The following is an 18,102-nucleotide window of genomic DNA, read 5'->3' on the forward strand; positions in this document are numbered from 1 at the left end:
GTGGATCAGGGAAACGGCAGCGCGATGACGGTGACACAGGACGGCCCGGCGGCCGAGGAAGCGGTGCGGGCCGCGGACGAGGCCGTGGACGGGGCCGTGGTCCACGGCCCCGGCATCGACCCCGAGCGGCTCGCGGTCTGCCTCGGCGTGCTCGCGGAACTGGACGAGCTGGAGGTCGACCACCCGGACGCCATCGCGGTGCGCCGGGCCACGGCCGGCATCTACCGCACGGTCAAGCAGCGCCGCCGCCAGGAGCGCCGGGCCGCCAAGACCGCCCACGACAAGGCGGTCACCGAGGCCACCGCGACCGGCTCGGCGCAGCGCATCGACGACGAGACCGAGGGCCTGCTGCCCTCCTCCCGGACCGAGGAGGGCAGGGTCGCGGGCATACTCCAGCGCCCGCGCTCCTGCTACACCTGCAAGACCCGCTACGTCGAGGTCGACTACTTCTACCACCAGCTCTGTCCGGACTGCGCCGACCTGAACCGCGCCAAGCGCGACGCCCGCGCCGACCTGACCGGCAAGCGCGCCCTGCTCACCGGTGGCCGCGCCAAGATCGGCATGTACATCGCGCTGCGGCTGCTGCGTGACGGCGCCCACACGACGATCACCACGCGTTTCCCGAAGGACGCCATCCGCCGGTTCAAGGCGATGGAGGACTCGGCGGACTGGCTGCACCGGCTGGAGGTCGTCGGCATCGACCTGCGTGACCCCGCGCAGGCCGTCGCCCTCGCCGAGCAGGTCGGTGCGGCCGGCCCGCTCGACATCCTGATCAACAACGCGACCCAGACCGTCCGCCGGCTGCCGTCCGCGTACGCGGCCCTGGTCGAGGGCGAGAGCGCCCCGCTGCCCGCCGGCGAGCTCCCCGCCCACCAGGTCATCGGCGCCTTCAACTCGGGCGCGGTCGACGGCCTCGCCGCGCTGCCCCTCGGCACCAGCGGCCTGGACGCGCAGCAGGTCGCCGACCTCGCCCTCGTCGCGGGCAACGCCAGCGTGGCCCGGCACCTCGACGGCACCGCCATCGACGCCGGCGGCCTCGTGCCCGACGTCGTCGACACCAACACCTGGGTGCAGACCATCGACCAGATCTCCCCGGTGGAGCTCCTGGAGACCCAGCTCTGCAACTACACCTCGCCGTTCATCCTGATCAGCGCGCTCCGGCCGGCCATGGCCACGGCCGCGAAGCAGGCGGCACGCGGCCGGTCCTACGTCGTGAACGTGTCGGCGATGGAGGGCGTCTTCGGCCGCGGCTACAAGGGCGCCGGGCACCCCAACACCAACGCCGCCAAGGCCGCCATGAACATGGTCACGCGGACCAGCGCGACGGAGATGTTCGAGACCGACGGCATCCTCATGACCTCCGTCGACACGGGCTGGATCACCGACGAGCGACCGCACTACGACAAGCTGCGCCTGGCCGAGGCCGGCTTCCACGCGCCGCTCGACCTGGTCGACGGGGCCGCCCGCGTCTACGACCCGATCGTCCGGGGCGAGGCGGGCGACGACGTGTACGGGGTCTTCTTGAAGGACTACGAGCCCGGCAGGTGGTGAGCCCGGCCTGGTCGGGCGGGTGCCGGTGTGCGGGGAGCCGGTCGCGCAGTTCCCCGCGCCCCTTCAGGTAGGGATACGCGCCGCTCGTACCCTCGTGCCGCCGTCCACCACCAGGTCCGCTCCCGTCACCCACTCCGCCGCGTCCGAGGCCAGCCACAGCACCGCGGCCGCGACGTCCTCCGGCTCTCCTATCCTCCCCAGCGGCAGCCCGGCGGCGATCTCCCGCTCGCGCGGCTCCCACAGGAAGCGGGCCATCTCGGTGCGCACCAGGCCCGGTGAGACCGAGTTGACGCGTACCCGGGGTGCCAGTTCGCCCGCCAGCTGCTGGGTGAGGTGGAGCAGCGCCGCCTTGCTGGTGCCGTACGCGCCCACGTGGGGGCCGACATGGGCCGCGCCTTCCGTGCAGATGTTGATCACGGACCCGCCGTGCTCCCGCATCCAGCCGCGCCACGCGCACTGGGTGAGCCGCAGCGGTGCCTCCACGTTGATCGTGAACGCCTCCCGCCACAGGCCCAGGTCGGCGTCCATGAGCGGGCCGTACGGGCGGTTGGTCGCCGCGTTGTTGACGAGGACGTCCAGCCGCCCGAACTCGGTCAGCGCCAGCCGGGTCAGCTCCCGGGCGTGCTCCGGTTCGCCGACGCTGCCGGCCAGGCCGACCCCGCCCAGCTCCGCCGCCGTACGCCGCACCTCGTCCGGATCCCGCGCGCTCACGCACACCAGCGCACCGGCCGCCGCGAGCGCCTCGGCGACCGCGCGCCCGATCCCGCGGGTGCCGCCGGTGACGACGGCGGCCCGGCCCCGGAGCCCGTACGCCGGCCCGTACGATGACGTCATCGCCGTACCGTCTCATGACGAGATGTCAGTCGACAGCCCCCAGGCGGGAGTTGCGGGCGGCGACCAGTTCCAGGACGGTCCGCCAGTCCTCCAGGACGCCCGCGTCGAAGCCCGCGGTGCGGCTCTCCTCGTCCGCCTGGCGCAGGCGCAGCACGTCGTCGCCGGCGGCCGCGCGGTCCCCGCGGACGAGGTGGTAGACGCGTTCCCCGAGCAGGTGGCGGACCGCGTGCGCGGCGCCGTCGACGGGGCCGCGCAGTTCCTCGATGCCATGCACCAGGCCTGCCACCTGGAGTTCCTTGTCGGCGGGGCGGCTGCGGCGCAGCAGTGCCGCGGCGCGCAGCGCGCGTTGGTGCCGGCAGGCGTACAGCAGATCCATCAGCTCCTCGACGCCGCGCAGCTCCATGCGTCAGTCCCTCCGCGAGACAGCCGTTGTCCTGCGCCATCGGATCATGCCGAGTTTTCGACCCGGCCAACGCAACCTGAACCGCACAGCCCGTCGCGGCTTCGGCCCGCCGCGGCCGCGGATCGGCGCGTCCGGTTCAGGCGAGCGCATGTTCGAATTAAGGAGGCGGGCGGTCGGGCCGTAAACCGGGCATGATGTTACGAACGGGTGCATTTCGGGATCACTGAATCGCGGAGCGACTCGAGATAGTTACACCTTGTTTGCACTCCCTATCGAGCGACCCCCCGCTCATTTGGTTAATCTAGAGGGGACGGACAGCACCAAGGGGTCCCACCCACACCCACGGTCCGTCCCGGGGACAATCCGGTCGACAACGGGCTGCTCTCTTGTGAGTTACCGGCGCCACCGCGTCCGAACCGGCCTTTGACCCAGACCCGAGCGGGCGCCGAGCACCGGAACGCAGACTGTCCGGTACCGCCCCGAGGGTGACCGACACAGAAGGAGTGCGCGGTGACACCTGACAAGACGAATCGCGAGCAGCGCCCCAAGGAACGCACGGAGCGCGCGGGCACCAGGCCCGGACAGCTCGGCAGCCTCGACGTGTGGGCCCGGTCCGCCCCGATCCGCCTCGCGGGTTACGAGGAGGATCTCGCCGAGCCCCACATCCTGCCCAGCGTGGACTGACCGGCCGGGCAGTCCCGTCGCGATCGCCGACGCGCATGGGCGTGCGAGACTCACGCCCATGCTGATCAGAGAAGCCACCGCGGACGACTGGCCGCGGATCTGGCCCTTCTGGCACCGGATCGTCGCCGCCGCCGAGACCTACGGCTGGGACCCCGACACCTCGGAGCAGGCGGCGCGCGCCCTGTGGATGAGCCCGGCGAAACGGGTCTACGTCGCCGAGGACCCCACCGGAGCCGTCGTCGGCTCCGCCTACCTGACCCCCAACTACGGCGGGCCCGCCGCGCGCGTCGCCAACGCCGGCTTCATGGTCGACCCGGACCGGGGCGGCCAGGGCATCGGACGCGCCCTCGCCGAGCACGTCCTCGCCGAGGCCCGGGCGCACGGCTACCGGGCGATGGTCTTCAACGCCGTCGTCGAGACCAATCCCGCCGTGGCCCTGTGGATCTCCCTCGGCTTCACGATCCTCGGCACGGTCCCGCAGGCCTTCGACCACCCGAAGCACGGACCGGTCGGCCTGCACGTCATGTACCGCGCCCTGTGACCCGGCCGGCCGGCGCTCCGGCGTCGCGGCCGAGCAGCGTCTCGTCCTAGTGCCGCGGCAGGCAACGTTTGCCCGTCAAGGAGCGGCGTCCGGTGCGTGCTCTCGGCGTGCCGGCCGGAAGTCCTCGTACTGGATGTACTTGGGCTTCCGTCCGGTGCGGCGAGAGTGCGTGCCGGGCGTCGTGACGGGGCGAACGTTGCCTGTTGCGGCACTAGCCGAGCAGCGCCTCGGACACGCGCCACAGCCGGCCCGCGTTGTCCCGGTCCAGGGCGTACGGCGCGACCCCGCCGACGGCACCGGCCCGCCCGGTGACCGGCCCGGCCTCCGCGCAGTCCTCGAAGTAGCGGCCGCTGACGCCCGCCACGGCCGGCGACGCGGCCAGCAGCACCGAGGTCGCCGCGCCCTGCTCCACCGTCTTCTGCGGCGGCAGGGCGAGTTCGCCCGACGCGATGAACTCCTCGACCTGCTTCATGTCCATGTGCCGGGCCAGGTTGGTGTCGGCGATGTTGCCCGGCATCAGGGCGTTGGCCGTGATGCCGTCGTCGGCCCAGCGTTCGGCCGCGGCGACGGCGAACAGGATGTTGGCGGTCTTCGACTGGCCGTAGGAGGTCCACGGGTCGTAGGGGCGGAACCGGTAGTCCAGGTCGTCGAAGACGACGGGGGAGAAGAGGTGGCCGGTGGAGCTGACCGAGACGATCCGGGCGCCGTCCGCCGCCAGGGCCCGGTGCAGGCCGGTGGTGAGGGCGAAGTGGCCCAGGTGGTTCACGCCGAACTGCTGCTCGTGGCCGTCGGGGGTCCGGGTGACCTCGGCCGGGGCCATCACTCCGGCGTTGTTGACCAGGATGTGCAGCGGGCCCTGCCAGTCGGCCGCGAAGGCCGCGACGCTCGACCGGTCGGCGAGGTCGAGCCGCCGCACGGTCAACTCGCCCGACCCGGACGGGAGTCCGGCCGCGAGACGGGCCGCCACGCGGTCGCCCGCCGTGGTGTCCCGCACGGCCAGGGTGACGTCGGCGCCGGCCGAGGCGAGCGCGCGGGCCGTCTCCACGCCGATGCCGGAACTGGCTCCGGTCACCACGGCCCGGCGGCCGTGCAGGTCGACGCCGTCGACGACCTCGGCGGCGGTGGTGGTGACCCCGAAGGTGCGGGGGGTCTGGGATACGGACATGAGGGGTGTCTCCTGTGGATGTGTGCGTGGGGGCGACGCGGCCGGGGTGTGCCGCGGCCCGGTCACCGGAAGGCCGGCGGGATGTCGTGGTCGATCGGCACCTTCGGGTCGATGCGGTGCAGGTGGTTGAGGTCGACGTGGTCGGTGCCGAGGTGGCGCAGCGATCGGTCCAGGGCGTGCCGCACGTACTCCGGCGTGCCGTTCAGGCCGACCGCCCGGCCGTCGTCGGTGATCTCGAAGCCCGTCTTGGTCGCGACCAGGGCGGACTCCCGGCGCCCGGTCGGCGCCGTACCGAGCAGCTGCTCGTTGACGAAGCGGCCGTAGCTCTCGGCGGTGTCCAGCAGGGTGACGCCCAGCTCCAGCGCCCGGTCGGCGGTGGCCGGCTACTCGGTCTCGTCGGTGGCGCCGTAGAAGGCGCTCATGCCCATGAGGCCGAGGCCCTGGACGCCGACCGTCAGGCCCTGGCCGCCCAGAGCGTGCTGTTCCATGAGGTTCCTCGATTCCATAACTAACTGGATAGATAACCTGACCGTAAGCCCGCCTGGACCCCATGTCAATAACTGGATAGTTACTTGGTAGGGTGATGGTCATGTCACGGGATTCCAGCGCCACCAAGGCCCGGCTGCTCGACGCCGCCTTCAGCGAGTTCGCCGCGTACGGCATCGCCGGTGCCCGGGTGGACCGGATCGCCGAGGCCGCGGGGGCCAACAAGCGCCTGATCTACGTCTACTTCGGCAACAAGGAACAGCTCTTCGACGAGGTGCTGACCCGGGCGATGACGGCGGGCGCCGAGTCCGTGCCGTTCGACGTCGAGGACCTGCCCGGCTACGCCGGCGCGATCTTCGACCACCTGGTCGCCCGGCCGGACCTGATGCGCCTGCGACTGTGGAAGCTGCTGGAGCGCCCCTCCGCCACCGGACTCGAACAGGACGCCTTCCGGAACAAGGCGGCCCTGGTCGCCGAGGCGCAGCAGCGCGGCGACCTCGACCCGGTCATGGCCCCCGACGACCTCCTGACCCTGGTGCTCGCCGCGGCCCAGGCCTGGTTCTGGGCCGCCGAGGGCGTCGACCCCAAGGAGATCGGCGAGTCCTGGAACGAGGAGCGGCTCACCCAGCACCGCGCGGCGGTCGTGGAGGCCGCCCGCCGGATGACCGAGCCGAAGCGGGCGTAGCGCTCCTCAAGCCGGGCGGGACTCCTGGGAGGCCGGGCTGCACACCACGGCTGCGTGGCTGGTCGCGCACAGTTCCTCCCCCAGCGCGGCGGCGCTGCCGTAGCGCGATCAGTCCAGCGGCGCCGTCCGCTGCCAAGGACGCAACGTCTCCAGCTGCCGGGCCACCTCCAGCAGGACCGCCTCCGCCCCCGGCCGGCCCACCAGCTGTACGGCGCAGGGCGCGCCCGAGGGCAGCGTGCCGAACGGGACCGACATCGCCGGCCAGCCGGTGAGGTTCCAGGCCGGGGTCAGGGGGGAGTAGTTGGTTCCGGCCAGGGCGTTGCGCAGCCAGCCGCGCTCGTGCCAGGGGGCGGCCTCGGGGGCGTGGCGGGCCAGGGCCGGGGTGAGCAGCACGTCGTGCTCGGCGAAGAACGGGGTGAGCCGGGCACGCAGCCGCTCGCGGGCGCCGCCCGCCCGCACCCCGCGCAGGAAGCGGCGCCCGATGGCCGCGTGCACCCGGGTCCGCCGCGCCAGCAGGGCGGGGTCCAGGCCGGCCGCGTCCACGGCCGTCCCGGCGGTCCAGTGCCGGATCGCGGTGACGCCGATCGACGCCGGGTACGGCGGCTCGGCGCGCCGTACCTCGTGTCCGGTGCCGGCGAGCAGCCCGGCCGCCTCCGTCACCGCGTTCGTATACGGTCTGCTGACGGTCACGCCGACCAGCGGGCTGCGCAGCGAGACGGCGATCCTCAGCGGGGCGCTTTCGCCGGCGTCCTCGAACTCCCTCTCCGCCAGTACCGAGAGCATCAGCCGGGCGTCCGCCACGGTGGTCGCCAGCGGCCCGTTCTCCGACATGCCGAACCAGTCACCGTTGCCGATCCCGGCCGGCACCACGCCGAACCCCGGTTTGACGGTGACCAGACCGCAGTTGGCGGCCGGGATCCGCAGCGAGCCCATGCCGTCGTTGCCGAGGGCGATCGGTGCCAGCCCGGCGGCGACGGCGGCCGCGCTGCCGCCCGAGGAGCCACCCGCGCTGAGCCGGGTGTCCCACGGGTTGCGGGTGATGCCGTGGGCCCCCTCGGTGGTACCGAAGACGCACAGCTCGGGCACGTTGGTCAGCCCGATGACCACGGCGCCCGCCGCCCGCAGTCGCGCCACGGTGACATGGTCCGTGTCGGCGGGCGTGTCCGGCATCGCGGCCGAACCGTCCAGGTGTGCCTCGCCGCGCACCGCCAGGTTGTCCTTGACCGCCAACGGCACTCCGGCGAGGGGGAGTTCGGGAAGGTCGGCACGGGCCGCGACCTCGTCGGCCTCGGCCAGTGCCGCGTCCGTCCGGACCTTGCGGAACGCGCCGATCCGCCCGTCCAGCCGGGCGATCCGCTCCAGGTGCCCGGCGACCACCTCCCGGGGAGTGGCCCGCCTCTCGCGTACGGCGGCGGCGATCTCGGCGGCGGTCCGTCCGGCCCAGTCGGTCACGGGCGCTCCTCGGGGTGCGGGAAGGCGGCTTACTCGTCGGTACGAAAGGGCACTCTGCCCGGTCGGGGGTCTCCGCGTCGAGAGTCCCGGCTCCCGGCCCCAGGCACCGGATCTGCCGCGGGGCAGCCGTCGGTGACCGCATTCTCCTCGCGGGTCATCCGACCACTGCGTCAACTCTTGTTCGTGCAGGCCCCATTGACAGGCCTTTGCGCCCGCTCAATCATCAGACATCCGATGAATGGAGCCGCGCAATGAGCATGTCTCCTTGTCCAAGACGTCAGGTCCTGGGGGTCGCGGCGGGTGCCGCCGCGGCGGTCGCCCTCCCTCTCGCCGTACCGGCCGAGGCGCACGCCGCCGGGGCGGCCGACGACCCGGCCGAAGCGGAGGCCGGGTCGTCCTGGGTTCCCGTCCCGGAGCCTGTTCCCGTACCGCTCGACTCGCTCTATGACAACGATGGCATCGACACCGCCGCCGCCCGGGGCGGTGACTTCGACGGCTCCGGCTACACGTTCCCGGGCGAGGAGCTCCCGGCCGGCCGGGTCGAGGTCGACGGCATCCCCTTCGAGTTCCCGGCCGCCACCGCGGGCGCCAGGAACAACGTCGTCGCGCTCGGCCAGCGCCTGGACCTCCCCAAGGGCCGCTACCTCTCGGCGCTCTTCCTCACCGCCGGCAGCTACGGCAACGCCTCCGGCACGGCAACCGTCCACTACGCCGACGGCACGACCAGCACCGCCGGCCTGAGCGGCGGCGACTGGTACTCGGCGGGCGGGCCCCTGTCGGCGCCGTACCGCTACCAGCCGGACGGCGGCAAGGACGCGCACAGCGTCGGGATCGGCACCTCCGAGGTGTGGATCGACCCGCAGCGCGAGGCCGTCGCCCTCACCCTGCCGGTCACCAACCCGGCGGAGGCCGGCAAGACCGCCCTGCACGTCTTCGCGCTCTCCCTGCAACCCGTCGCCCAGGGGCGGGCGCTGGCCCTGCGGGACACCCGGTCGACCAGCTCCCTGCTCGACACCAGCGGCGCCCAGAGCGTCGAGGCCACCGTCGTCAACGCGGGCACCGTCGCGATCCTGGCGGGCGACGCGGTGTCCGTGCGCGTCGACGTCCCCGGCGCCCGCACCGTCGAACCCGCCCGCATCCGCCGCCTCGACCCCGGCGAACAGGCACGCGTCCGCGTCGGCATCCGCAACCGCGCGGGCACCGCACCCGGCACTGAGCAGGACGGCACGGTCACCGTCCACGGCCGCGGTACCCAGGTCGCGGCGAACCGGCGCACCCTGACGCTCGGTACCGCCGACTACCAGCCCACCGAGACCTCGCTGGCCGGCCACCGGGCGCCCTACTGGTTCAACGACGCCAAGTTCGGCATCTTCATCCACTGGGGCGTCTACTCGGTGCCCGCGTGGGCGCCGGTCGGGGTGCAGTACGCCGAGTGGTACTGGGACCAGATGCAGGACCCGGACAACCCGACGTACGCCTACCACCGGGACACCTACGGCGCGGACTTCGCCTACGACGACTTCATCCCGCGCTTCACGGCCGAGAAGTTCGACCCGCGTGCCTGGGTGGAGCTGTTCCGCGACGCCGGTGCCCAGTACCACGTGCTGACCTCCAAGCACCACGAGGGCTTCGCCCTGTGGGACACCAAGGTCTCCGACCGCAACGCGGTCAAGCTCGGCCCGAAACGGGACCTGGTCAAGGAGTTGTTCGACGCGTCCCGGCGGTACACGCCCGAACTCCACCGCGGCCTCTACTTCTCCATGCCCGAGTGGTTCAACCCCGACAGCCCCTGGATGGGCCACGCCCCGCGCAACCCGTACACCCTGGATCCGCTGCCGTACACCGGCTACACCTCCGGCAAGGACTTCGTCCGGGACTACCAGGCCCCGCAGATGCTGGAACTGATCCACGGCTACGACCCGGAGATCATCTGGTGCGACATCGGCGGCGCCAACGACAGCGTCGACGTCCTCGCCGAGTACTTCAACCATGCCAAGAACCGCGCCCGTCCGGTCGACGTGACCGTCAACGACCGCTCGGGGATCGGCTTCCACGACTTCACCACGCCCGAGTACACGACCTACGCGGACACGGTCGTGGCCAAGTGGGAGGCCAGCCGCGGCCTCGACCCCCGCAGCTACGGCTACAACCGGCAGACCCCGGACGACGCCTACATGACCACCGAGGAGGTCGTGCACAGCCTGGTCGACATCGTCTCCAAGAACGGCAACTTCCTCCTGGACATCGGCCCCCGCGCCGACGGCACCATCCCGGAGGTCATGCAGACCCGGCTGCGCGAGACGGGCGCCTGGCTCGCCGTCAACGGTGAGGCGATCCACGGCACCACGTACTGGTCGCGCATGCCCCAGCTCGGCGACGACCTGCGGTTCACCGTCCGCCCGGACGAGGCCTTCTACATCCACTCCCTGGCCCGGCCGGGCACCAGGCTCATCGTCGAGGCACCGGTGCCGGTCCGCCCCGGCGACAAGGTGACCATGCTCGGCCACGGCCGCCCCCTGACCTGGACGCTCTCCAACGGCGCCGTGGTGATCGACGTGCCCGAGGCGGCCCGGCGCGCGGGACGGCACGCATGGGTGTTCAAGATCGACTGGCGCAGGTGAACGCGGCGGGAGGCCGCAGCGGCTCGCTCTAGAAGCGGGCGGGTGCCGTGCTGCCCCGGATCGTCAGATGCGGCACCGGCACCCGTACCGCCCGGGCCGTACCCCCGTCCAGCAGTGCCGTCAGCTCCCGGGCCGCCGTGCGGCCGAACTCCGTGCTGTCGCGGGAGAGGGCGGAGAGCCAGGGTTTGACCATGCGGCACAGGGCCGAGTCCTCCCAGGAGACGACGGAGACGTCGGCGGGGACGGAGCAGCCGAGTTCGGCCGCCGCCGCGACGCCGGCCACCGCCATCACGTCGTTGTCGTAGATCAGGGCCGTCGGGGGCGGGGTCGCGCGCAGGACCCGGCGGGTGACGGCCGCGCCCTCGGCGTCGGAGTAGTCGGTGGTGACCGAGTGGACCTCGGACAGGCCCCGCCGGTCGGCCTCGGCGCGCAGGGTGCGGATCCGGCGCTGGGTGTGCGCGAGGCCGGGCAGGCCCGCGATGTGCACGATGCGCCGGTGGCCCAGCCGGGTCAACTCGTCGACCACCGAGGCCATCGCGGCCGAGTCGTCGGCCCAGACCGTCGACAGTTCGGCGTGACGTTCGTCGGGCGCGCCGCCGATCACCACGGCGGGCAGGCCGAGTTCGTCGAGCAGGTCGGGGCGGGGATCGTCGGCGCGGGGGTCGACGACCAGGACGCCGTCGACGCGGTGCTCGGCCCACCAGCGGCGGTAGACCGCGCACTCGTCGGCCACGTCCTCCGCCATCTGGAAGAGCAGCCCGAGATGGCGTTCGGCGAGCACCTCCTGGATGCCCGAGACCAGCTGCAGGAAGAAGGAGTCCACGCCCAGCGAGTGCGCGGGGCGGGCGAGCACGAAGCCGACGGTGGCCGCGCCCTCGCCGGACAGGGCGCGGGCGGCCGTGCTGGGGCGCCAGCCGAGCTGCTCGGCGACCCGCTGGACCCGGGCCCTGGTCGTCTCGGAGACCCCGGGGCGGCCGTTGAGCGCGAAGGAGACCGCGCTCTCGGAGACTCCGGCGCGGCGCGCGACGTCCTTCATCGTCGGCCGGCGCGCGGGGCTGCGTTTCTCCGCCAACTCACTTCCTCATTCGGCTCGGGACCGTGATCTGCTAATGCGCTTGAGTCGCCACACCCTAAAGCGCATTAGCGATCCGTGGCAATACGTCCGTAACACCTTTCTGAGCAGGGGTTTTGAGTCACTAATGACTTTAGCTGCGCCGAATCCATTGACGTGGCGCCAAAACGGCGTGCAAGGTCTGGCGCGGCACCTAAGGACCCCCCGCCGCAAAGGAGCAACGGACCATGCGCATCTCCCGCAGAGCCTTCGCCCTCGCCGCTGCCGCCGTCCTCGCCCTGCCGCTGAGCGCCTGCGGTTCCGGCGGGGACGGCGGCGGCTCCACCGACGCCTCGGGCAAGGTCGAGGGCGACATCACCTTCCAGACCTGGAACCTGCGCGCGAACTTCAAGTCGTACTTCGACGGCCTGGTCGCGGACTTCGAGAAGAAGTACCCGGGCACCCACGTGAAGTGGATCGACCAGCCGGCCGAGGGCTACGCCGACAAGATCAGCGCGGACGCGGCCGGCGGCACCCTCCCCGACGTGGTCAACGTCTCCCCGGACCTGGTCGCCCCGCTCGCCAAGGCGGGCCTCGCCCTCGACCTCGACAAGGCGGCGGCCAAGTACAGGTCCGAGTACCTGGCGGGCGCCTGGGCCAGCCACCAGATACCGGGGACCAGCGGGACGTACGCCTTCCCCTGGTACCTGAACACCGGCCCCCTCTTCTACAACAAGACGCTGTTCAGGCAGGCCGGACTCGACCCCGACCAGCCGCCGAAGACGTACGACGAACTCTTCGCCGACGCGCTGAAGATGGCGCAGCAGAGCGGCGGCAAGGTCGCCACCCTCGCCAACGTGCCGACGATCGAGGACTTCGGGCGGTACGGCTCACAGCTGATGAACAAGGCCGGGACCGGGTTCGCCTTCAACGACGCGAAGGGCGTCGAACTGCTCACCAAGTACAAGGAGCTGTACGACGCCAAGGCGCTCGACCCGCAGGCGCTGACCGCGACCCCCGAGTCCACCGGCAAGAAGTTCCTCACCGGGGCCGTCGCCATGAACCCCGGCAGCGCCCTCGACCTCGACAACTTCAAGAAGCAGGCGCCGAACCTGTACAAGAACATCGGCATCACCGACCAGATCACCAGCACCGGGCACGTCAACATGTACGTGATGGGCGTGATGGTCAACTCCCGGACCAAGCACACGGCGGCCTCCGTGGCCTTCGCGCACTTCGTGACCGACGCGCAGAACCAGATGTCCTTCGCCGAGAAGGTCGCCATCTTCCCCAGCACCGCAGGCTCCCTCGACGACCCGTACTTCACCAAGGAGGACGGCACCGACGAGACCCGGGTGCGCATCGCCGCCGCCAAGTCGCTGAAGAGCGCGGTCAACTACACGCCGGTGCTGTTCAGCGACCAGATGAAGACCGCGCTGCGCAACGAGGTCGCCAGGACGCTGCAGGGCAAGGAGAGCCCCAAGGCGGCTCTCGACAACGCTGTCAAGGCCTGCGACCGCCTGCTCCAGCAGGAGGGCTGAGACCCCGATGGCCGACGTGTCCCGCGTGCGGCGCCAACTTCCCACCAGCCCTTGGCTGTTCGCCGCCCCCGGGCTGCTGGTCGTCGGCGCCTTCGTGCTCTACCCGTTCGTCTCGACGGTGGTCAACTCCTTCACGGACCGCCGCACGCTGATCCCGGGCCGTTTCGTCGGCCTGGCCAACTTCCGTGAGCTGATCCACGACGACATGTTCTGGACCGGCCTGCGCAACAGCACCCTGTACATCGTCGGGGTGGTGCCCGCCCTCGTCGTCCTGCCGCTGCTGCTCGCCCTGCTGGTGCAGAAGAACATCCCCGGCATCACCTTCTTCCGGTCCGCCTTCTACACCCCGGTGGTCGCCTCGGTGGTCGTGGTCGGGCTCATCTGGGTGTGGCTCCTCGACGAACGCGGCCTGGTCAACTCGCTGCTCGAGAGCGTCGGGATCGGCCGGGTCGGCTTCCTCAGCGACCAGTGGCTGCTCCTGCTGAGCGCCATGGCCGTCACGGTCTGGAAGGGCCTCGGCTACTACATGATCATCTACCTGGCGGCGCTCGCCAACGTGCCGCGCGAGCTGCACGAGGCCGCGTCCGTGGACGGCGCCGGAGCGGTCCGCCGCTTCCTCACCGTCACCGTGCCCGCCGTACGCTCCACCGTGGTGCTGGTCGCGGCGCTCTCCTCGGTCGCCGCCTTCAAGACGTTCTCCGAGGTCTACCTGCTGGCGGGCCCGGACGGCGGCCCGGCCGGCGAGGACACCACCCTCGTGATGCTCGTCCAGCGGACCGGCACCGGACTGACCGGCCGGGTCGGCTACGCCTCGGCGCTCTCCGTCGTCGTCTTCGTGGTGACGGTGGTGCTGATGCTCCTCGTGCTGCGCGCCGACCGGAGGGAGCGGACATGACCGTCACCGAGGAACGCGTGCGGACCGTGCCCGCGGCGAAGGAGGCGCGCGTCACCGACGAACACGGCCGCCGCATCCGGGTAGGCGAACTCGTCCTGCGCTACGCCCTGCTGCTGTTCGTCCTGGCCGTCACCGTCGGCCCGTTCCTGTGGCAGCTGTCCACCTCGCTCAAGGGCCCGACCGAGGACATCTTCAGCTCGCCGCCCGGCTTCGTGCCGGAACACCCCACGCTGCACAACTACCGGCGGGTCGCCGACACCATCCCCGTCTGGGACTACGCCCTCAACTCCCTGAAGGTCGCGAGCGCGAGCGTGGTCACCAACTGCGTGGGCTCGGCACTCGCCGGGTACGCCCTGGCCCGGCTGCGCTACCGGGGCCGCCGGATCGCCACCCTGGTGTTCGTCCTCGCGATGCTCGTGCCGGTGGAGGGCATCATCATCGCCCAGTTCACCACCATGCGTGAACTCGGCCTCAACAACACCCTGATCGGTGTCGTGCTGCCCGGCTCGATCGGCGCCATGAACGTGCTGCTGATGCGCAACGCCTTCCTCAACCTGCCCTACGAGATCGAGGAGGCGGCCTACGTGGACGGCGCCAACGTCTGGCAGCGGTTCCTGCGGATCGCCCTGCCGTCGGTCAGGGGCACCGTCGCCGTCGTCGCGATCTTCGCCTTCATGGGCGCCTGGGACGACTTCCTGTGGCCCCTCATCGTGCTCAGCGACCCTTCCCGGTTCACGCTCACGATCGGCCTCAACTACCTGCACGGCACCTTCGCCAACGACGAACGCCTCGTCGCCGCCGGCACCGTCATCGCCGTCGCCCCGCTCATCGCCCTGTTCGCCTGCCTCCAGCGGTACTTCTTCCGGGGCGTGGGCGAGGGAGCCGTCAAGGGCTGACCCCCGTCAATCGCCAGCAAGGGATACGCATGCCTCCTGCCGTGCGCTTCGGCGTCAACTACACCCCCAGCGAAGGTTGGTTCCACCACTGGCTCGACTTCGACCTGGACTCGGTGCGCGCCGACCTCGACTCGATCGCCGCGCTGGGGCTGGACCACATCCGGGTCTTCCCCCTGTGGCCCTACTTCCAGCCCGACCGCACCCTGATCCGCCCCCGTGCGGTGGAACAGCTCGTCGCCCTCGCCGACGCCGCGGCGGAGCGCGGCCTGGACGTCAACGTCGACGGCCTGCAGGGGCACCTGAGCAGCTTCGACTTCCTGCCCGCCTGGACCCGCACCTGGCACCGGCGCAACCTCTTCACCGACCCGCAGGTCGTCGAGGGCGAGGCAGCCTACCTGCGCACCCTCGCCGCGGCCCTCGCGGACCGGCCCAACTTCATCGGGATGACCGTCGGCAACGAGGTCAACCAGTTCGCCGCCGCACCGCACCCCGATCCCGACCGGATCGGCGCGGCCGACGCGGAGAGGTGGCTCGTCCGGCTGCTGGCCGCCTGCGCCGAGGGCGCCCCCGGCGGGCTGCACGTGCACGCCTCGTACGACGCCGCCTGGTACCAGGACGACCAGCCCTTCACCCCCGCCCACTCGGCCCGCCTCGGCGCGGTCACCGCCGTGCACTCCTGGGTGTTCGACGGCACCGCCCAGCGGTACGGCCGCGCCGCCCGGCAGACCGAGGAACACGGCGCCTATCTCGTCGAGTTGAGCAAGGCCTGGGCCGAGGACGCGCACCGGCCCGTCTGGCTCCAGGAGGTGGGCGCGCCCGCGCCGCTGATCCCCGCCGAACACGCCGCCGCCTTCGCCGAGGCGACGATCAGCGCCGTCCTGGACTGCCCCGACCTGTGGGGCGTCACCTGGTGGTGCTCCCACGACGTCAGCCGGGGCCTCGCCGACTTCCCCGAACTCGAGTACGGGCTCGGCCTGCTGACCAACGACCGCAAGCCCAAGGACATCGCCCACGTGCTCGCGGCGGCCGAGCCCGCGGCGGCACGGCGGCGCTCCACGGCGCTCGTCGTGCCCGCCGACCCGGCCCTGCGCTCCCGCAACGCCCCCGGCGGCCCCGTCTTCGACGCCTGGTTCCGGCTCGCCGCCGACGGCGCCCGCCCCACCACCGTCCTCGACACCCGCGCGGCTGACTTGGACCATCTCACCGCGCGCGGCATCACCGAGGTCGTCACACCCGACCAGGTACTCCCCACCCCACAAGGAGGCACCCGCCCGTGAACCCCAGCAGACGCACCGTCCTCATCGCCGCCACCGCGGCCGCCTTCTTACCCACCCCCGCCACGGCCGCCACCCGGAAGGCCACCCCGGCCACCGCCACGGCCACCCCGCCCTACGCCGCCTACTTCTACCCGGACTCCTTCCCCTCCGGCAGCCCCGGCACCGGCATCACCTGGCGCAGCCTGAAGACCTGGACGGCGGCCGGCGACCCCGACCTCGCCTTCAACGCGGCCTCCGTGCCGCTCGCCACCCGCTTCACCCCGACCCCCGCCAACACCACCGCCCGCTCCGGCCAGGCCCGCATCCAGTCACTGGTGTCCTTCGGACCGACCTCCGGCAACCCCTCCCAGGGCTCGGCCACCGCCGACTACTACGCCCTCACCCACTGGGCCTACCTCGACGAACTGGTCTTCTGGGGCGGTTCGGCGGGAGAGGGGCTGATCCTCGCCCCGAACGCGCCGATCGTCGACGCGGCCCACCGGCACGGCGTGCCCGTCCTCGGCAACATCTTCCTGCCGCCCACCGCCTACGGCGGCCAGCTCCAGTGGACCCGCGACCTGGTCCAGACCGACGCCGCCGGGCACTACCCCCTGGCGGCTCAGCTCGTCGCCCTGGCCGCCGCCTACGGCTTCGACGGCTGGTTCGTGAACGCCGAGACCGGCGGCGGGAACACCGCCCTCGGCACCGCCATGCTCGGCTTCGTCACCGAACTCAAGTCCCTGGCCGCGGCCCAGGGCCAGCGAGTCACCTGGTACGACGCGATGACCGTGGGCGGCACGGTCAGCTGGCAGGGCGCGCTGAACGGCCAGAACCAGGCCTTCTTCCAGGCCGCCGACGACATGTTCGTCGACTTCCGGTGGAGCGCCTCGACCCTCGCCTCCTCGGGCACGAAGGCGGTCCGGCTCGGTCGCAGCCGCTACGAGCTGTGGGCCGGGGTCGACGTCGAGTCCAACGGCTCGAACACCTCCGTGAACTGGGACGCGATGGTCCCGAGCGGTGCGGCGCACATCACGTCCGTCGGCTTCTACCGGCCCGAGTGGACCCGCAACCACCTGCCCGCGAGCCGCACCCCCGGCGACTTCCACGCCGCCGACGACCGGTTCTGGACCGGGCGCTCACTGGACCCGTCCCGGCCGGACGGCACCGACCCCTGGCGGGCGCCGGCCGTGTCGGTGGCGGACCGTTCGACGGTGACGGCGGTGCCGTTCGCGAGCGTCTTCAACACCGGGCACGGGCTGCGCTGGTACGAGGACGGCGAGGTCGCCTCGGACACGCCCTGGAACCACCTCGGCCTCCAGGACCGGCTTCCGTCCCGGCGCTGGGCGGTCCGGACGTCCGGCACCCGGCCGGCCGTGACCTTCGACTTCGCGGCCGCCTGGCGGGGCGGCAGCAGCGTGCTGGTGGACGGCGCCCTGGACCGGCCCGTCGTCCTCGACCTCTACGCGACCCGGCTGCCGATCACGGCACAGACGGTTGTCGAGCTGACGTACCGGACCGACGCTGGGAGCGTGGACGTCGAACTGGCCGTCGCCACCGCCGAGCCGGGCAGCGCCGGCACGGCACCGCCGTACACCTATGTGCCGGTGGACTCCGGCGACGGCTGGTCGACCGCGACCGTCCCGCTCACCGGACTCTCCGGCACCGTCCACGCCCTCGGCGTCCGCCTCACGGCGACCGAAGGTCCGGTCCGGTGGCGGCTCGGCGCAATCGCCGTACGGCAGGGAGCGGACACCCCGGCAGCTCCCGCCGACCCGCGGATCACCGCGGCCGACGGCGGAACCCTGCGCCTCGCCTGGGACGCGGCACCCGGCGCCGTACGGCAGTACACCCTGCACCGCCTTCTCCCCGACGGCACCCGGCGCTTCCTCGGCGCCACCGGCCAGCGCGCCTGTTTCCTGACCGGCCTGCAGCCGGAGCAGGGAGAGACGACGGGACGGTTCGAAGTGCGTGCCGTAGGGGAGCTGTACACCTCGTCGGATCCCGTCACCGTCTCGCACACCTGGTAACCGGTAACCAACAA

The 18,102-nt window shown here is 72.0% G+C and carries 15 protein-coding genes and 1 pseudogene; 10 read left to right on the forward strand and 6 right to left on the reverse strand.

Annotated elements, in window-relative coordinates; all coding sequences use genetic code 11:
- Window positions 1-24 precede the first annotated feature (24 nt).
- The gene (locus tag BLW82_RS37315; RefSeq protein ID WP_093506079.1) at window positions 25-1,551 is read left to right on the forward strand and encodes an SDR family NAD(P)-dependent oxidoreductase; all 1,527 of its coding nucleotides are present in this window, start codon (window positions 25-27) and stop codon (window positions 1,549-1,551) included.
- Window positions 1,552-1,614: 63 nt separating this feature from the next.
- Here BLW82_RS37315 and BLW82_RS37320 read toward each other — a convergent pair whose 3' ends face one another.
- Both BLW82_RS37320 and BLW82_RS37325 read right to left on the reverse strand, forming a co-directional pair.
- Entirely contained in the window at window positions 1,615-2,385 is a 771-nt protein-coding gene (locus BLW82_RS37320) for an SDR family oxidoreductase (RefSeq protein ID WP_093506081.1), read from the reverse strand.
- 25 nt (window positions 2,386-2,410) lie between these two features.
- Window positions 2,411-2,788 carry a hypothetical protein gene (locus BLW82_RS37325; RefSeq protein ID WP_093506083.1) on the reverse strand — a complete coding sequence of 126 codons (378 nt, stop codon included), beginning with the start codon at window positions 2,786-2,788 and terminating at the stop codon, window positions 2,411-2,413.
- A 510-nt stretch (window positions 2,789-3,298) separates the two neighbouring features.
- Between BLW82_RS37325 and BLW82_RS43615 the strand changes: the two genes are divergently transcribed.
- Together BLW82_RS43615 and BLW82_RS37330 are read left to right on the forward strand one after the other, a co-directional pair.
- Window positions 3,299-3,472 (forward strand): hypothetical protein, encoded by a 174-nt coding sequence (locus BLW82_RS43615; protein WP_107408591.1) that lies wholly within the window; start codon window positions 3,299-3,301, stop codon window positions 3,470-3,472.
- A 58-nt stretch (window positions 3,473-3,530) separates the two neighbouring features.
- On the forward strand, window positions 3,531-4,013 hold the full coding sequence (locus tag BLW82_RS37330) for a GNAT family N-acetyltransferase (protein ID WP_093506085.1): 483 nt from the start codon (window positions 3,531-3,533) through the stop codon (window positions 4,011-4,013).
- Between the two features lie 211 nt (window positions 4,014-4,224).
- Here BLW82_RS37330 and BLW82_RS37335 read toward each other — a convergent pair whose 3' ends face one another.
- The gene (locus BLW82_RS37335) at window positions 4,225-5,178 is read right to left on the reverse strand and encodes an SDR family NAD(P)-dependent oxidoreductase (RefSeq protein ID WP_093506087.1); all 954 of its coding nucleotides are present in this window, start codon (window positions 5,176-5,178) and stop codon (window positions 4,225-4,227) included.
- A 62-nt stretch (window positions 5,179-5,240) separates the two neighbouring features.
- Window positions 5,241-5,543: pseudogene (locus BLW82_RS37340) on the reverse strand (aldo/keto reductase); the annotation flags it as partial.
- A 224-nt stretch (window positions 5,544-5,767) separates the two neighbouring features.
- Between BLW82_RS37340 and BLW82_RS37345 the strand changes: the two are divergent.
- A complete protein-coding gene (locus BLW82_RS37345; protein ID WP_093508474.1) occupies window positions 5,768-6,349 on the forward strand; it encodes a TetR/AcrR family transcriptional regulator in 582 nt (193 codons plus the stop codon).
- A 108-nt stretch (window positions 6,350-6,457) separates the two neighbouring features.
- On the opposite strand, the gene BLW82_RS37350 is transcribed toward BLW82_RS37345, so the two are convergent.
- Window positions 6,458-7,801: an amidase gene (locus tag BLW82_RS37350; RefSeq protein WP_093506089.1), complete on the reverse strand. Its 1,344-nt coding sequence runs from the start codon at window positions 7,799-7,801 to the stop codon at window positions 6,458-6,460.
- A gap of 257 nt (window positions 7,802-8,058) precedes the next feature.
- Between BLW82_RS37350 and BLW82_RS37355 the strand changes: the two genes are divergently transcribed.
- Window positions 8,059-10,422 (forward strand): alpha-L-fucosidase, encoded by a 2,364-nt coding sequence (locus tag BLW82_RS37355; RefSeq protein ID WP_093508475.1) that lies wholly within the window; start codon window positions 8,059-8,061, stop codon window positions 10,420-10,422.
- Window positions 10,423-10,450: 28 nt separating this feature from the next.
- On the opposite strand, the gene BLW82_RS37360 is transcribed toward BLW82_RS37355, so the two are convergent.
- A complete protein-coding gene (locus BLW82_RS37360) occupies window positions 10,451-11,458 on the reverse strand; it encodes a LacI family DNA-binding transcriptional regulator (RefSeq protein ID WP_093506091.1) in 1,008 nt (335 codons plus the stop codon).
- Between the two features lie 263 nt (window positions 11,459-11,721).
- On the opposite strand from BLW82_RS37360, the gene BLW82_RS37365 reads away from it, so the two are divergent.
- The 5 genes from BLW82_RS37365 to BLW82_RS37385 are packed head-to-tail and all read left to right on the forward strand — an operon-like array spanning window position 11,722 to window position 18,088.
- Window positions 11,722-13,014: an ABC transporter substrate-binding protein gene (locus tag BLW82_RS37365; RefSeq protein WP_093506093.1), complete on the forward strand. Its 1,293-nt coding sequence runs from the start codon at window positions 11,722-11,724 to the stop codon at window positions 13,012-13,014.
- Window positions 13,015-13,021: 7 nt separating this feature from the next.
- Complete coding sequence (locus tag BLW82_RS37370; RefSeq protein ID WP_093506095.1) at window positions 13,022-13,909, forward strand: carbohydrate ABC transporter permease; 888 nt, start codon at window positions 13,022-13,024, stop codon at window positions 13,907-13,909.
- A complete protein-coding gene (locus BLW82_RS37375) occupies window positions 13,906-14,805 on the forward strand; it encodes a carbohydrate ABC transporter permease (protein WP_093506097.1) in 900 nt (299 codons plus the stop codon). The genes BLW82_RS37370 and BLW82_RS37375 overlap by 4 nt, the downstream gene beginning before the upstream one ends.
- A gap of 29 nt (window positions 14,806-14,834) precedes the next feature.
- On the forward strand, window positions 14,835-16,082 hold the full coding sequence (locus BLW82_RS37380; RefSeq protein WP_093506099.1) for a glycoside hydrolase 5 family protein: 1,248 nt from the start codon (window positions 14,835-14,837) through the stop codon (window positions 16,080-16,082).
- The gene (locus tag BLW82_RS37385; RefSeq protein WP_093506100.1) at window positions 16,079-18,088 is read left to right on the forward strand and encodes an endo-beta-N-acetylglucosaminidase; all 2,010 of its coding nucleotides are present in this window, start codon (window positions 16,079-16,081) and stop codon (window positions 18,086-18,088) included. Before BLW82_RS37380 ends, BLW82_RS37385 begins: the two co-directional genes overlap by 4 nt.
- Window positions 18,089-18,102: the final 14 nt, after the last annotated feature.

The organism is Streptomyces sp. Ag109_O5-10 (assembly GCF_900105755.1).
Taxonomy (GTDB): domain Bacteria; phylum Actinomycetota; class Actinomycetes; order Streptomycetales; family Streptomycetaceae; genus Streptomyces.

What these genes read in the sequence shown, in the direction of transcription:
- BLW82_RS37320 (WP_093506081.1), bottom strand. Translation starts at nt 2,385, where the DNA reads ATGACGTCATCGTACGGGCCGGCGTACGGGCTCCGGGGCCGGGCCGCC.
- BLW82_RS37335 (WP_093506087.1), bottom strand. Translation starts at nt 5,178, where the DNA reads ATGTCCGTATCCCAGACCCCCCGCACCTTCGGGGTCACCACCACCGCC.
- BLW82_RS37315 (WP_093506079.1), top strand. Translation starts at nt 25, where the DNA reads ATGACGGTGACACAGGACGGCCCGGCGGCCGAGGAAGCGGTGCGGGCC.
- BLW82_RS37370 (WP_093506095.1), top strand. Translation starts at nt 13,022, where the DNA reads ATGGCCGACGTGTCCCGCGTGCGGCGCCAACTTCCCACCAGCCCTTGG.
- BLW82_RS37375 (WP_093506097.1), top strand. Translation starts at nt 13,906, where the DNA reads ATGACCGTCACCGAGGAACGCGTGCGGACCGTGCCCGCGGCGAAGGAG.
- BLW82_RS37380 (WP_093506099.1), top strand. Translation starts at nt 14,835, where the DNA reads ATGCCTCCTGCCGTGCGCTTCGGCGTCAACTACACCCCCAGCGAAGGT.
- BLW82_RS37345 (WP_093508474.1), top strand. Translation starts at nt 5,768, where the DNA reads ATGTCACGGGATTCCAGCGCCACCAAGGCCCGGCTGCTCGACGCCGCC.
- BLW82_RS37365 (WP_093506093.1), top strand. Translation starts at nt 11,722, where the DNA reads ATGCGCATCTCCCGCAGAGCCTTCGCCCTCGCCGCTGCCGCCGTCCTC.
- BLW82_RS37360 (WP_093506091.1), bottom strand. Translation starts at nt 11,458, where the DNA reads ATGAAGGACGTCGCGCGCCGCGCCGGAGTCTCCGAGAGCGCGGTCTCC.
- BLW82_RS37330 (WP_093506085.1), top strand. Translation starts at nt 3,531, where the DNA reads ATGCTGATCAGAGAAGCCACCGCGGACGACTGGCCGCGGATCTGGCCC.
- BLW82_RS37325 (WP_093506083.1), bottom strand. Translation starts at nt 2,788, where the DNA reads ATGGAGCTGCGCGGCGTCGAGGAGCTGATGGATCTGCTGTACGCCTGC.
- BLW82_RS37355 (WP_093508475.1), top strand. Translation starts at nt 8,059, where the DNA reads ATGTCTCCTTGTCCAAGACGTCAGGTCCTGGGGGTCGCGGCGGGTGCC.